This is a genomic window from Mycobacterium sp. IDUB_28 (genome assembly GCF_055419285.1).
Map to the genome: position 1 here is coordinate 111,065 of NZ_JBVAXK010000012.1, position 14,195 is coordinate 125,259.

Here is a 14,195-nt window from a genome sequence, read left to right on the forward strand (position 1 = left end):
GGTGAACCTAGAATGTGTCCGTGACGAGCCCTGTGACTGACACCGTCGAGCACGCCGCAACCACCCCCGACCAGCCGCAACCGTTTCACGAGTTGGGCCTCAAGGATGACGAGTACCAGCGCATCCGGGAGATCCTGGGCCGCCGGCCCACCGATGCCGAGCTGGCGATGTACTCAGTGATGTGGAGTGAGCACTGCTCCTACAAGTCCTCCAAGGTGCACCTGCGTTACTTCGGTGAGACGACCACCGATGAGATGCGCACCGGCATGTTGGCTGGAATCGGCGAGAACGCCGGCGTGGTCGACATCGGCGACGGGTGGGCGGTCACCTTCAAAGTGGAGTCGCACAACCACCCGTCCTACGTCGAGCCGTACCAGGGTGCGGCCACGGGTGTCGGCGGCATCGTCCGCGACATCATGGCGATGGGCGCGCGGCCGGTCGCTGTGATGGACCAGCTCCGGTTCGGGGCCGCCGAGGCGCCCGACACGCGCCGCGTGGTCGACGGAGTGGTTCGCGGTATCGGTGGTTACGGCAACTCACTGGGCTTGCCCAATATCGGCGGCGAGACCGTCTTCGACGCCTGCTACGCCGGCAACCCGTTGGTCAATGCGTTGTGCGTCGGCGTATTACGCCAAGAAGACCTGCACCTCGCCTTCGCGTCCGGGACCGGCAACAAGATCATCCTGTTCGGTGCGCGCACCGGCCTGGACGGGATCGGCGGGGTGTCGGTATTGGCCTCGGACACATTCGACGCGGAGAACTCCCGCAAGAAGCTGCCGTCGGTGCAGGTCGGCGACCCGTTCATGGAGAAGGTGCTCATCGAGTGCTGTCTCGAGCTCTACGCCGGCGGGCTGGTGATCGGCATCCAGGACCTGGGTGGTGCGGGATTAGCCTGCGCCACATCGGAATTGGCGTCCGCTGGAGACGGAGGCATGGCGATCGACCTGGACGCCGTCCCGCTGCGAGCCAAATACATGACGCCCGCCGAGGTGCTGTGCAGCGAATCCCAGGAGCGGATGTGCGCGGTGGTGGCACCGGAGAACGTGGATGCGTTCATGGCGGTGTGCCGCAAGTGGGAAGTGCTGGCCACGGTGATCGGCGAAGTCACCGACGGTGACCGGTTGCGCATCACCTGGCACGGCGAGACCGTCGTCGACGTGCCGCCGCGCACGGTGGCCCACGAAGGTCCGGTCTATCAACGTCCGGTCGCCCGGCCCGACACACAGGACGCCCTGGTCGCCGACACCTCCGCCGGGCTGCCCCGGCCCCGGACGGGCACCGAGCTGCGCGCGACTTTGCTTGCGCTGCTTGGCAGCCCGCATCTGTGCAGCCGCGCGTTCATCACCGAGCAGTACGACCGCTACGTGCGCGGCAACACCGTGCTCGCCGAACATGCCGATGGTGGCGTGCTGCGCATCGACGAGGCGACCGGGCGTGGTATCGCGCTGTCCACCGACGCGTCGGGGCGCTACACCCAATTGGATCCCTACACCGGCGCGCAACTCGCACTGGCCGAGGCCTACCGCAATGTCGCCGTCACCGGCGCCACCCCGGTTGCGGTGACCAACTGCCTCAACTTCGGCTCGCCGGAGGATCCCGGGGTGATGTGGCAGTTTTCCGAAGCAGTGCGCGGACTGGCCGATGGTTGTGCGGCACTGCGGATTCCGGTCACCGGCGGCAACGTCAGCTTCTACAATCAAACCGGGTCGTCGCCGATCCTACCGACACCGGTGGTCGGCGTGCTCGGCGTGATCGACGACGTGACCCGGCGCATCCCCACGGCGCTGGGCACCGACCCCGGCGAATCCCTGATCCTGCTGGGCGACACCCGCGACGAATTCGACGGCTCGGTCTGGGCGCAGGTCACCGGCGATCATCTCGGCGGGCGACCGCCCGCTGTCGACCTGGCACGCGAGCAACTGCTGGCCGAGATCCTGAGCGCGGCATCGCGGGACGGGCTGGTGACCGCCGCCCACGACCTGTCCGAGGGTGGCCTGGCCCAGGCCGTCGTCGAAGCGGCGTTGGCCGGTGAAATCGGTTGCCGTCTGGTGCTTCCCGAGGACGCCGACCCCTTCGTGACGCTGTTCTCCGAGTCATCGGGCCGGGTCCTGGTCGCGGTGCCGCGCACCGAGGAGAGCCGGTTCCGGTCCATGTGCGAAGCGCGCGGGCTGCCCGCCGCCCGCGTCGGGGTCGTCGACCCGGCCTCGGACGCGATCGAGGTGCAGGGGCTGTTCACCGTGTCGCTGGCCGAACTGCGGGAGACGTCGGAGGCGGTGCTGCCCCGATTCTTCGGGTGAGCCTCAGGGATTGATGGTGTAGTCGCCGAGCTGACGTCCCCACACGTAGTCCAGCACCAGCGGCGACGGCAGCTCGAAGTGATTGTAGGGCGCCAGGCTGGCACCGACGTCCATCACCAATAATGGTGCAGGCCACAGGGTTCGGGTGATCGTCTGCCAGCAGCCCGGTTTGCCGCCCGGCCCGCCGCGGGCGTTGACCCTCGGCAGGTTCTCCGGATAGAAGTACGGGGGCGGGGCCCCGGTGATGGCGCCCGCGGACGTCGCGCCGAGCGAATATCCGTTGGAGCCCAGGGCGGCCTTGATCCGCGGCGCCACCTGGTTGTAGTTGCGCAGCGTGCAGAAGACCTCCGGGCTGTACTCGTCGAGCAGCTCCGCGGTGGGTCTCAGATCGACGGCGCCGCGGGCCAGATACGGTCCCGCGCGCTCGAACACCGGGGCGCCGATCTGGCCCAGCCCGGCGGACGCCAGCAGCGCCGCGTCCAGTTCGCTGCGCTGCCGGTCCACGGTGCGTGCGGTGGTGGCGGCCCGGTTGAGCGCATCGAGCAGATCGGGCGCGGCGTCGGCGTAGACATCGCCCAGCGCCGCCAACCGCTGAACGTCCAAGCGCGCCTGCGGCAGTTGCGGATTGAGGTCCGCGAGGATGGCATCGCCGGTGGACAGCGAGGCGCCGAACTTGCCACCCAAGCCGGTCAACCCCTGGGCGGCCGCACTCAGCGTCAGGTTGAGCTTGACCGGATCGACCTTGTCGGCGAGGGCGCTCAGCGTCTCGAACAGGCTGTTGAACTCGGTGGTGACATGCGTGGCGTTGATCACCGTCGCAGACGTGATGTGTTGTGGCGATGGGGTTTTCGGTGAACTCAGCGCGATGTACTTGTTGCCGAAGACGGTGGTCGCCTTGATCTCGGCGGCCACATTGGCCGGGATCTGCGGGACATAGCGCGGGTAGATGTCCAGCGTCACCTGCGCCGCCGGTCTCCCGTCGCGGGTGATCTCGGAGATCGCCGCCACCCGGCCGATCTGCACACCGTTGTAGGTGACCTTCGCGCCGGGGTCCATCACCAGGCCGGCCCGCGGGGCGATCATGGTCAGCTTGGTCTTCGCGGTGAAGTTGCCGCGGAACTGCCAGTACAGCGCCCCGAAGACGAGCATCAGCACCACCAGCGTCAGCAGGCCGATGGTCTTGAACGGCGGTCGCGCGCCCGAACGACGACCCATGACTCTGAGACCCTAAGGTATGACCGCCCGGAATAGCGCCGATCCGGTGAAGACCCGACAGGCCGTGTTGGCCGTTGCCGACTGGCTCCGCGACCCCACCCGCCCCGCCCCGGACCGCGCCACCCTCGGATCGGCGGTGCGTCTCACCGCCCGCACTCTGGCTGCTGTCGCGCCGGGCGCGAGTGTGGAGGTCCGGGTCCCGCCCTTCGTCGCGGTGCAGTGCGTGGCGGGGCCCCGGCACACTCGCGGCACACCACCCAATGTCGTCGAAACCGACCCCCGGACGTGGCTGTTGGTGGCAACGGGACTGATGGGGTGTCAGGATGTGTCGGCGACGGGCGAATTGGCGCTGTCCGGCTCGCGGGCCAGTGAAATATGTCACTGGTTGCCGCTCGTGGATTTAGGCCCTGAGCACTGAGTTTGCCGCGACACGAAGATTCGGTGAACAGCAACACGCGGGTTTGATTCGGCACGGGGGCGTCGCGGCCCGTAGACTCCGTAAGCGTCACTAACCGCGCCCTAGGGAGCCGCCACATCGTGACCGCGCAGCAGCCTGAAGAAGACTTCAATTCGCCTCGTGAAGAGTGTGGCGTATTCGGGGTCTGGGCCCCCGGCGAGGACGTCGCCAAACTCACCTACTACGGCCTCTACGCATTGCAGCATCGCGGCCAGGAGGCGGCGGGCATCGCGGTTGCCGACGGATCCCAGGTGCTGGTCTTCAAGGACCTCGGTCTGGTCAGCCAGGTGTTCGACGAGCAGACGCTGGCGGCCATGGAGGGCCACGTCGCCATCGGCCACTGCCGCTACTCCACCACCGGCGACACGACCTGGGAAAACGCGCAGCCGGTCTTCCGCAACACCGCAGCCGGTACCGGGGTTGCGCTGGGACACAATGGAAATCTGGTCAACACCGCAGAACTTGCCGCCCGGGCCCGTGATGCGGGGTTGATCGCCAAGAGGTGCCCGGCGCCGGCGACGACGGACTCCGACATCCTGGGCGCGCTGCTGGCCCACGGAGCTGCCGACTCCAGCCTGGAGCAGGCGGCATTGGAACTGCTGCCGACCGTACGTGGCGCGTTCTGCCTGACTTTCATGGACGAGAACACCCTGTACGCCTGCCGCGACCCGCATGGCGTGCGGCCGCTGTCGCTGGGACGGCTGGATCGGGGCTGGGTCGTCGCCTCCGAAACCGCGGCGCTGGACATCGTCGGTGCATCCTTCGTCCGTGACATCGAGCCCGGCGAGCTGTTGGCGATCGACGCCGACGGGGTGCGCTCCACCCGGTTCGCCAACCCCTCGCCCAAGGGCTGCATCTTCGAGTACGTCTACCTGGCCCGGCCCGACAGCGTCATCGCCGGCCGGTCGATCCACGGTGCGCGCCTCGCGATCGGCCGCCGCCTGGCGCGGGAGCGCCCGGTGGACGCCGACCTGGTGATCGGCGTGCCCGAGTCCGGCACACCGGCCGCGGTGGGTTACGCGCAGGAATCGGGCATTCCCTACGGCCAGGGCCTGATGAAGAACGCCTACGTGGGCCGCACCTTCATTCAGCCGTCGCAGACGATCCGGCAGCTCGGCATCCGGCTCAAGCTGAATCCCCTCAAAGAGGTGATTCGCGGCAAGCGGCTGATCGTCGTGGACGACTCGATCGTGCGCGGGAATACCCAGCGTGCCCTGGTGCGGATGCTGCGCGAGGCCGGGGCGGTGGAGGTGCATGTCCGCATCGCCTCGCCGCCGGTGAAATGGCCGTGCTTCTACGGCATCGATTTCCCGTCGCCGGCCGAGCTGATCGCCAACGCTGTCGAGGACGAAGACGAGATGCTCGAAGCGGTACGGCACGCGATCAATGCCGACTCACTCGGTTACATCTCGTTGCGCGGCCTGATCGCCGCCACCGAGCAGCCGGCTTCGCGCTTGTGCACGGCGTGCTTCGACGGGTCCTACCCGATCGAGTTGCCCAGTGAAAGCGCGTTGGGCAAGAACGTCATCGAGCACATGCTTGCCAACGCCGCGCGCGGCGCCGGACTGGGCGAGTTGTCCGAGCCGGAAGTCCCCGAAGTTCCCGTCTCGCACTGACGAGAGCGACTCGGGGCGGGCAAGCGGTGGTAACGCTCACTGACGTCACCCCCTACCGGTAGCCTTTATCGCGATGACGGAACCCGAAGGCGTTACCTACGCATCGGCCGGGGTGGACATTGAAGCCGGTGACCGCGCTGTCGACTTGTTCAAGCCGCTGGCAACCAAGGCCACCAGACCCGAAGTACGTGGCGGTCTCGGCGGATTCGCCGGCCTGTTCGCGTTGCGCGGTGACTACCGCGAACCCGTGCTGGCCGCGTCCACCGACGGCGTGGGCACCAAGATCGCAGTCGCTCAGGCGATGGACAAGCACGACACCGTCGGCCTCGATCTGGTCGCCATGGTGGTCGACGACCTCGTCGTGTGCGGGGCCGAACCACTGTTCCTGCAGGACTACATCGCAGTCGGTCGCACCGTTCCGGAACGGGTGGCAGCGATCGTCAGCGGCATCGCCGAAGGGTGCGTGCGGGCGGGGTGCGCGCTGCTGGGCGGTGAGACCGCCGAGCATCCCGGCCTGATGGAGCCGGACCACTACGACATCTCGGCCACCGGCGTCGGGGTGGTCGAGGCCGACGACGTGTTGGGCCCGGACCGCGTCAAACCCGGTGACGTGATCATCGGGATGGGCTCGTCGGGGTTGCATTCCAACGGTTACTCGTTGGCCCGTTCGGTCCTGCTCGACATTGACCGGATGAACCTGGCCGGCTATGTGGAGGAATTCGGTCGCACGCTGGGCGAGGAACTACTGGAGCCCACGCTGATCTACGCCAAGGACTGCCTGGCGCTGGCCGCCGAGACCCAGGTCCGCACCTTCTGCCACGTCACGGGCGGCGGGCTGGCCGGCAACCTCGCGCGCGTCATCCCGCACGGGCTGGTCGCCGAGGTGGACCGCGGCACCTGGACACCCGCGCCGGTGTTCGCGATGATCGCCCAACGCGGCCGGGTTTCTCGGCCGGAGATGGAAAAGACCTTCAACATGGGGGTGGGCATGATTGCCGTCGTCGCACCCGAGGACACCGACCGAGCCCGGGCGATTCTGACTGCGCGCCACGTGAACTGCTGGGTGCTGGGCACCGTCTGCAAGGGCGGGAAAGAAGGCCCGCGGGCCAAGCTCGTCGGGCAGCACCCACGGTTCTAGGCGCAGACGCTGAATCGACCGTGCCGCTGCATGGGGCAGAGGCACGGTCGATGTGTCTGACCTAGGGTCGCCAGCCGTCCTCGTCGTCGTATGAATCGTCATCCCCACGGTCCGATTCATCGGTGCTCGTCCCGGACAGCTCGCGCTGAAGCCGCGTGAAGTCGGTTTGAGGGGAGCTGTATTTCAGTTCTCGAGCAACCTTGGTCTGCTTTGCCTTAGCCCGGCCGCGGCCCATGGGGGAACCCCCTCGCGAAATAACGGAGCGGCCTAACACGTAGGCGGCTCCGATCTCTTAGTGTCATTGTCCTGCCGATAGCTTACCGTGCCGCGCCGCTGCGCGTGGTCGCGCCCTGCCAGCCGGTCGCGAGATGGCGGATGTCACAGCCGATGCCCAGCATCGGACATCATCGGCTGCCGCCGCGCAGCCGTTCGACCGCCAGCCGCCCGGCACCCACCTCATCGAGGGGCGGCAACGATTCGGCGTCAACCACCGCGGCCACCTTGCCGTCGGCCCCGGTCGACAACTCCGTATCGGCCGGTACGCCCCGTTTCAGCAACGCCAGTGCGACCGGGCCCAGGTCGACATGGTCGACCACCGTTCCCAGTCGTCCGACGGCGCGCCCGCCGGCGGTGACGGGGTCACCGGTGGACGGCCGATCCCCGGAGCCGTCCAGGTGGAGCAACGCCAGCATCCGCGGCGGTTTGCCCAGATTGTGCACCCGCGCGACGGTCTCCTGGCCGCGATAACAGCCCTTGTCCAGGTGCACCGCTCCCTGGCCGGGGCCGCCGATCCACCGCACCTCATGCGGGATGGTCCGCTCGTCGGTGTCCACGCCCAGACGTGGACGCAGCGCGGGCGCCGGGTTGGTCACTCGATGCGCCTCATAGGTCCACACCCCGGCCGGCTGCACTCCCGCGCTGTGTAGCCGCTGCTGCCATCGCACCGAGTCGGCGCGCGGCACCAGCAGGTCCAGCGCGGTGGTGGCACCGGGCATCCGGCGCACGAAACCACCCCCGGCCAGCGGGACCGCCTGCCAGTCGGCGGGCAGGACGTCGATGCCCAGCACGTCGAGCACCGCTTTGTCGGCGAGTCGCGGACCGAGCAGCGACAACACCGCCAGGTCCGCGGCGGCCACCGTGACATCGGACCAGAAGACCATCTTGCTCAGGTAGGCCAGCAACGGCGGGCCCCGCCAAGGCTCGGTGTCGAGGTAGGTGATCCCGCCCAGTTCGGTCTGAAGCCAGTGGTCCTCGACGCGGCCCTGACCGTCCAGGCTGAGGTTCTGGGTGCCGGCGCCCTCGGGCAGCGCGCTGACGTGTTGGGTGGAAATGTTGTGCAGCCACGGCTGCCGGTCGTTACCGGCCAGCGTCAGCACGGCCCGATGCGACCGGTCCACCAGGACGGCGTCGGTGTCGCCGGCTCGCTGTTCACCCAGCGGGTCGCCGTAATGCCAGATCGCGCCGGCGTCGGGCCCGGGATCGGGGGCGGGGACTGGATTCACACATCAACTCTACGGCGGGTCGCCGTCGCCCTCGCCGAGCGTCACGCCAGCGTGACGCCCGCCCCTGAGCGTCACGCTGGCGTGACGCTCGGCGGGAAGTAATCGCTAGGCTGACCCCTCATGGCTGGTGTGGTGGTCACCCTCGACGGCACGATCGTCGATCCCGGGACGCCGTTGTTGCACGCCGACGACCTGGCCGCGGTTCGCGGCGACGGGGTCTTCGAGACGCTGCTGGTGCGCGATGGCAAGGCCTGCCTGGTCGAGTCGCACCTGCAGCGGTTGACCCAGTCCGCCAAGTTCATGGACCTGCCCGCCCCCGACCTGCCCGGGTGGCGCCGTGCGATCGACGTGGCGACCCGCCGGTGGGTGTCGACCACGGCCGACGAAGCGGCGCTGCGGCTGATCTACAGCCGCGGCCGGGAAGGAGGTTCGGACCCTACCGCGTATGTCGCGGTCAATCCCGTCCCGGACCGTGTGGCCGCGGTGCGCTGCGACGGCGTAGCGGCGATCACGCTGGATCGGGGGTTGCCGGCCAAGGGAATCGACGCGATGCCGTGGCTGCTGGCCGGTGCCAAGACGCTGTCGTACGCGGTGAACATGGCGGTCCTGCGCCACGCCGCCCGCCAAGGCGCCGGCGACGTCGTCTTCGTCAGTACGGATGGCTTCATCCTGGAGGGTCCGCGCTCGACGGTAATCATCGCGGCCGCCGGCGAGAACGGCAGTCCACTTCTGCTCACACCGCCGCCATGGTTTCCCATCTTGCGGGGCACCACCCAACAGGCGCTGTTCGAGGTCGCCCGCAGCGCCGGCTACGACTGCGACTACCGCGCCCTGCGCGTTGCGGATTTAGTTGCCGCCCAAGGTATTTGGCTTATCTCGAGCATGACGCTGGCCGCCCGGGTGCACACCTTGGACGGGCAGCGGTTGCGCCGTTCGCCGTTCGCCGACACCTTCGCCGAACTCGTCGACGCCGCGATCATCAGCGATCGGTGACCGCGCCTGCCCTGCGAAATTAAAAGGCTGGCAACCCTTTCGGAGTCGATGGTAGTTTCGTCAGTACACAGGAAAGGAGGTGGTCCGCGAATTGATAGCGTCATGGACATGTGAGGTGGCTGCGCGCTAGCTGCACGGCTCGGAAGAGTCAGCGAGCAACGCGCGCTGGCGAATTTCCCGCAGCCACCCGGCCCCCGAGCCTCCGGTCTGTCCAACCGGAGAACGGCTCGGGGGCCGCTCCATCTGTGGGCCGGGCGGGCCGGTGCGCCGCTACCTGGCCGCCTTGGCCGCCATCTGTTCGACGAGCCGGCCGGCTTGATCGGTGACGTCGTTGTTGCCACACGCCTCGACCTCGACCACCAGCGCACCGGTTGCGCTGAGGGCGTGCTGGCATGTCCGGCCGCTGGGCTCGGTGCGGGTCTGGCTGATCTTTGCTTCGGCGCCGGTGACGTCGCCGAAAGTCCATTCACCGCTCTTGCCCGAGTTGGTGATCTTGACAGTCTTGGTGGCGCAGGCACGCCATCTCGTAGCAGACCCCTCCACGAAGGCGCGTGCCTTCTCAGCCGAAGGGAACTGCGCCACCGCTTGAATGACCCGGTGCGCCGGGTTCTCTCCGCGGGTATGCACGACCTCATTGCGCGTCGCGGTGGGCCCGTGCGGGCGATACACCGATTCCTGGAACGGCTCGAAAGCCGACAGGCACTCCTGATCCGACAGGGTTCCCTGCGGCGCGCGCAGTCCGTCGGCGCGCTGACCGACCTCCATGTTCGGATCACCCAGGACATTCCCGATGTCGGCTACGTCGAGCAGGACGGACTGGATTTCAGCCGGCGCTGACGCACCGGTCTCCGCGGCGGTCGAGGCAGCGCCGGGTTTTGCCGCGGGCCTCTTACTGCCTCCGCCGCCGGCGAACACCACGACCAATACGATCGCCACCACCGCGGCCACCGCGGCACCGCCGATGAGCAGTAGCTTGCTGCCAGACTTCCCGCCGGTGCCGGGCGCGGGGCCGGGACTGACCGCCGGGGGCGGGGGCGATTTGGGCAGGGCGGCCTGGGTCGCGGCGTCGGCCGCGGGTGCCGGCCGTGGTCCGGCTACGGACGGTCCGGCCGGTGAACCGTCTCTGGCCTCGATCTCGGCCAGCACGTTGTCGATCTCGGTGCGGGTGCGGTAGGTGACGTCGTGCCGCATCCGCAACATACGCAGGAGTTGGGCGATGTCGCTGCGGGCGCTGGGATCCGAGCCGTCCTCATCGAGCCCGGACCGCAACTCGACCAGCAACTGCATCTGCTGCTGCGGAGTGAGCTCCTTCTCCGACAGGGTGTTGCCCAGCCGCATGATGTAGCCGAACGGCAACGGCGGCTCCTCGGGCAGCGGTGCGGGCAGCGGCGGCGCCTTCTCCTGCAGGGCGTGAATCGCGGTGACCAGTCCGATGCCGGCCTCGACCGTCGGGTTCTGGTAGTCGATGATCTGCAGCGCCGAGACCGGATTGACCCGCACGCTGTCCACCGGCCCCACCTGGACGGGCAGGATCGGACGGTTCAGCGCCTGGGCGTAGCGCAGCTCGGCCTGACTTGGCTTGGACTGCAACCAGTTGTTGGACAGCGCGACGATGAAGACGTCGCAGGAGCGGATCTGCTCCAGGATGGAGTTCCACCACGCGTCCCCACCGCCGAGTTCCTGGTCGAACCAGACCTTTTGTTGGGCTCTTTTCAGGGCGGTCGTCAGCGCTTCGAGCGACGTCCTGTCTTGGCTCGAGTAGCTGATGAAGATGGCCACAGCGGACTCCTCAACGGAAGGGAAGGGAAGGGTGCGGGAGGCAGATACGCCGAAACCGTGAGGCGACGGTAGCGCATGGCATCAGCAGCAGCAATCGATTCCGGCAAACTCTCGGACACGACCCGGCACAGTGGCGGGTCAGTCGCCGTCGTGGAGCTGCGCGTCGACGGGCGGGTGATATTCGGCGTAGCGCTGACCGAACTCGTGCCCCGGCACCGGCCACTGCTCACCCTCGCCGCCGCGGACCACCCAATCACCCTCCGCGGCCGTTGTCGGACCCTCCAGGGTGTTGATCGTCTCCCCGGCCTGGGCCGGGCGGGCCTGCACACGTCCCTTGCGGCGCCACTGGCCGTCACCGGCCGGCTCGTAGGTGAGCTGGAAGATGTCGTCGCGCACCGACCAGGTCTTGCCATCGGAGTGCACGGCCCAGTCGCCGGGCTCGGCCTGCATCGTGGCACCCGCATCCGACTGCCAGGTCCACGGTTCGTTGCGCTGCTCGGCGGCCACCGTCCCGGTCCGGGTGAAGGGGCGCCACAGTGGGCGGGACCGGTAGCCGAGCTGACGCAGGCTCCACAGGGTGGCGGCCAGGCTGCGCACCGCGGCGTCCAGCAGGTCGGGGTCGCTTTCGACCTCGGACCAGTCGACGAGCTTGTTGTGGATTTTGCGGGCGTCGTCGCGCGGTACCCCGTATTTCCAGCCGTTGCGCCGGTAGTAGCGGCACCAGTCTTCGTGCTCGGCACGTGCCATCGCCAGGGCCGCGGACCGGTCGAACCCCAGCAGCGAAAGCTGTTCCAGCGCAGGAGAATCCGCCATATCTTGACCGGAAAGCTGGGCGGGTGGATTGCCCCAGGTGTTCCAGGTGTGGCCGGCGATCTGCTCGACCATCCACAAGGCGTTGCGCACCTGGCGGCGGTTCGAGCCCCGGTAGAATTCGTCGAGTTCGCTCCACGGCACCGCCGCGGGACCCCGCGGCCAACTGGGATCGATGGTTGCGACGTAGCGCTCGTGAATGAGCCGTGCCGCCCGCTCCCAGGCGTCCTGGATCTGGCCTTCCCGGGTGTCGAGCACCAGCGAGTAGGACTGCAGCATCCCGACTACCTGAATCGAATCGTCGGCGATGCTGGTGTTGAGGTCGGAGGTGAAAATGGGCATGTCGGGGAAGCGGGCGGCCAGCCTGGTGCCGGTGGTTGCGGTGTGGGTGTCCACCAGGATCAGCGCGCACGAGACGGAGTCGGTGTCGCCGATCAGACTCAGCATGGTCGGGATGGTCGGCGCCTCCGACACGGCGTCGATCGCTGGGCCGTCGGAAGCGAAGCCGGCCTGCCGGCGATAGAAGTGATGGTCCCTGAGGTACTCCTCGGCGTCTCGTTCCACCAGGGTCAGCGCTGGCAGCGGGTGCGCCCCCGGCGGGGTGTAGAACTCGCGCTCCAGCGCGCGGCGGGTCAGGTCCGCGCACAGGGCCAACGTCAATTGCGAAGTGCCGCAGACGAATACACGTTTGGTATGGCCGGTGGCGATGATGCCGTCCAACAGTCGGCTCGCGGTGACCTCGTACTTGCCGACTACGTCCGCGGCCCACCGGGTGTCAGAGCCACCGAACTGCTGGGCCCGCCATGCCTCAGCCAGCCACGGGTCGTCGATGCGCACGATCAGCGGCAGGCGCCGCTTGTCCGCCACCTCCGCGAGCCGCCGACCGATCAGGTCGAGCCACAACAGGTTGACGGCCGGATCGGGGGCCATCAGGTAGAGCCGGCCCAGGTGACGCCACAGCCGCAGCGACACCAGCGTCGATGGTGTGTTGAAGTCCACCAGCACCACCCGGGCGCCGAGTCTGCGGACCCGTTGCACGCGATCGTCGCCGGCGCTGGTGATGACCACCAGGGTGCTGCGCCGGTCCAGCGTGCGTGCCACGCCGCTGACCATCGATTCGGTGTCGTCGTCGACGCCGACGATCGCGGTGACCGAATTGGCGAAGTTGGCCCGCAGCCGGTCCACCTGCGCCCGGAACACGCCGACCAGCGCTCCGCCGAGGCCGGTGAAGATCGCTGAAACCGCTGCCATACGGGCTAATTCGAGGCCGACCGGGGTGGGCTCGGGACAGACGTGACCGGCCAGGGAGTAGTCGCCGCTGCTGCCTTTGATCAGCTGGGCGGTCAGCATCAGCGGCGTGAAGACGGCCGGGTGGTTCGCGTCGTGGCAGTTCCAGTAGGCGCTGAGGCCCAGGATCGCGCTCACGCTGATGAGCACCGCGATCACGCTGAACGAGACACCCACCACCCGGTGGCTGGCGTTGGAGCGGAAGGTCAGGACGCAGACGGCGACCAGCACGCCCACCGCGATCGCGGTCGTCGACATCGATCCCGGCCGGCCGAACCAGCGCAGCTCCGGGGGCAGCGCGGCCAGGATGCCGGGCTCGAACGCGACCGCGGCCAGATAGGCGATCAGCACCACCGCCACGGTGGACAGGGTCCAGCGCAGGTGGCGCGGTACGGTCCTGGTCTGCCGCATCCGTCAGCCGACGTAGCGGGCCAGCCGTGCCGACAGGTGCGGCACCAGGGCGCCGTCGGCGTCTACGCGCTCCTCGACGTAGCCCAGATCGCCACCTTCGACGATGCCGTAGAGCCGTTTGGCGCCGCCGACCAGCACGCCCGACCGGCTGCGTGCCAGCGCATCGGTGGCCAGCTCCCACGACGACTGGGTGAGCGGCCGGCCGTAGAACAGTTCGACGTATCCCGACGAGTGCGCCAGCAGCAGCTCGATCGCCGTGGACTCGGTCGGGTCGTCGGGGTCGCTGACGAAACGCCAGAAACCCGACTCGCGCAGCCCGGGCTCGTCGTAGCCGCCCGATTCGTTCAGGCGCCACGAGCGGGCTTCCCAGTTCAGGTAGTCGCCGCCGTCGTGCGAGACCACGATCTGCTGGCCGAATCGGTAATCGCCGTGTGTTCCGCGGCCCTCACCCTCGCCGCGCCACACCCCGACCAGCGGCAGCAACGCCAGCAGCGCGTCGTTCAGGCTGGCGCCCTCGCGCAGGTTGGCGGTGTCGGAGGGGAGCGGCAGGTCGTCGAACGCGGGAATGTTGCGGGCAGCGGTCAGCTTGGCGCGTTCGGCCGCGGCGGCGACAGCACGGTCCGCCGAACCCGCCGCGTCGTCTGCCGCGGCATCGCCGTCGTTGGGGGTCACGACTCGTCGGTGATCAAC

General features: G+C 68.4%; 11 protein-coding genes. 5 read left to right on the forward strand and 6 right to left on the reverse strand.

Annotated elements, in window-relative coordinates; translation table 11 throughout:
* Positions 1–32 precede the first annotated feature (32 nt).
* Complete coding sequence (gene purL, locus ACZYZ9_RS22310; RefSeq protein WP_463828507.1) at positions 33–2,297, forward strand: phosphoribosylformylglycinamidine synthase subunit PurL; 2,265 nt, start codon at positions 33–35, stop codon at positions 2,295–2,297.
* Positions 2,298–2,300: 3 nt separating this feature from the next.
* On the opposite strand, the gene ACZYZ9_RS22315 is transcribed toward purL, so the two are convergent.
* Positions 2,301–3,512: an MCE family protein gene (locus ACZYZ9_RS22315; protein ID WP_463828457.1), complete on the reverse strand. Its 1,212-nt coding sequence runs from the start codon at positions 3,510–3,512 to the stop codon at positions 2,301–2,303.
* Between the two features lie 19 nt (positions 3,513–3,531).
* Between ACZYZ9_RS22315 and ACZYZ9_RS22320 the strand changes: the two genes are divergently transcribed.
* The 3 genes from ACZYZ9_RS22320 (at position 3,532) to purM (ending at position 6,723) form a co-directional block, all read left to right on the forward strand.
* Positions 3,532–3,930: a sterol carrier family protein gene (locus ACZYZ9_RS22320; protein WP_463828458.1), complete on the forward strand. Its 399-nt coding sequence runs from the start codon at positions 3,532–3,534 to the stop codon at positions 3,928–3,930.
* A 119-nt stretch (positions 3,931–4,049) separates the two neighbouring features.
* Entirely contained in the window at positions 4,050–5,585 is a 1,536-nt protein-coding gene (gene purF / locus ACZYZ9_RS22325) for an amidophosphoribosyltransferase (protein ID WP_463828459.1), read from the forward strand.
* Positions 5,586–5,658: 73 nt separating this feature from the next.
* On the forward strand, positions 5,659–6,723 hold the full coding sequence (gene purM, locus ACZYZ9_RS22330) for a phosphoribosylformylglycinamidine cyclo-ligase (RefSeq protein WP_463828460.1): 1,065 nt from the start codon (positions 5,659–5,661) through the stop codon (positions 6,721–6,723).
* A gap of 61 nt (positions 6,724–6,784) precedes the next feature.
* Here purM and ACZYZ9_RS22335 read toward each other — a convergent pair whose 3' ends face one another.
* Positions 6,785–6,958 carry a DUF3073 domain-containing protein gene (locus ACZYZ9_RS22335; protein ID WP_463828461.1) on the reverse strand — a complete coding sequence of 58 codons (174 nt, stop codon included), beginning with the start codon at positions 6,956–6,958 and terminating at the stop codon, positions 6,785–6,787.
* Between the two features lie 169 nt (positions 6,959–7,127).
* Entirely contained in the window at positions 7,128–8,225 is a 1,098-nt protein-coding gene (gene ygfZ, locus ACZYZ9_RS22340; RefSeq protein ID WP_463828462.1) for a CAF17-like 4Fe-4S cluster assembly/insertion protein YgfZ, read from the reverse strand.
* Between the two features lie 129 nt (positions 8,226–8,354).
* Between ygfZ and ACZYZ9_RS22345 the strand changes: the two genes are divergently transcribed.
* On the forward strand, positions 8,355–9,218 hold the full coding sequence (locus ACZYZ9_RS22345; protein WP_463828508.1) for an aminodeoxychorismate lyase: 864 nt from the start codon (positions 8,355–8,357) through the stop codon (positions 9,216–9,218).
* Between the two features lie 270 nt (positions 9,219–9,488).
* Here the strand turns inward: ACZYZ9_RS22345 and ACZYZ9_RS22350 are convergent, their stop codons facing one another.
* From ACZYZ9_RS22350 to ACZYZ9_RS22360, 3 genes are all read right to left on the reverse strand, one after another.
* Positions 9,489–10,997, reverse strand: a complete 1,509-nt coding sequence (locus tag ACZYZ9_RS22350) for a sensor domain-containing protein (protein ID WP_463828463.1) — start codon at positions 10,995–10,997, stop codon at positions 9,489–9,491.
* A 138-nt stretch (positions 10,998–11,135) separates the two neighbouring features.
* Positions 11,136–13,505 carry a hypothetical protein gene (locus ACZYZ9_RS22355; protein WP_463828464.1) on the reverse strand — a complete coding sequence of 790 codons (2,370 nt, stop codon included), beginning with the start codon at positions 13,503–13,505 and terminating at the stop codon, positions 11,136–11,138.
* Positions 13,506–13,508: 3 nt separating this feature from the next.
* Complete coding sequence (locus ACZYZ9_RS22360; RefSeq protein WP_463828465.1) at positions 13,509–14,177, reverse strand: heme-binding beta-barrel domain-containing protein; 669 nt, start codon at positions 14,175–14,177, stop codon at positions 13,509–13,511.
* Positions 14,178–14,195: the final 18 nt, after the last annotated feature.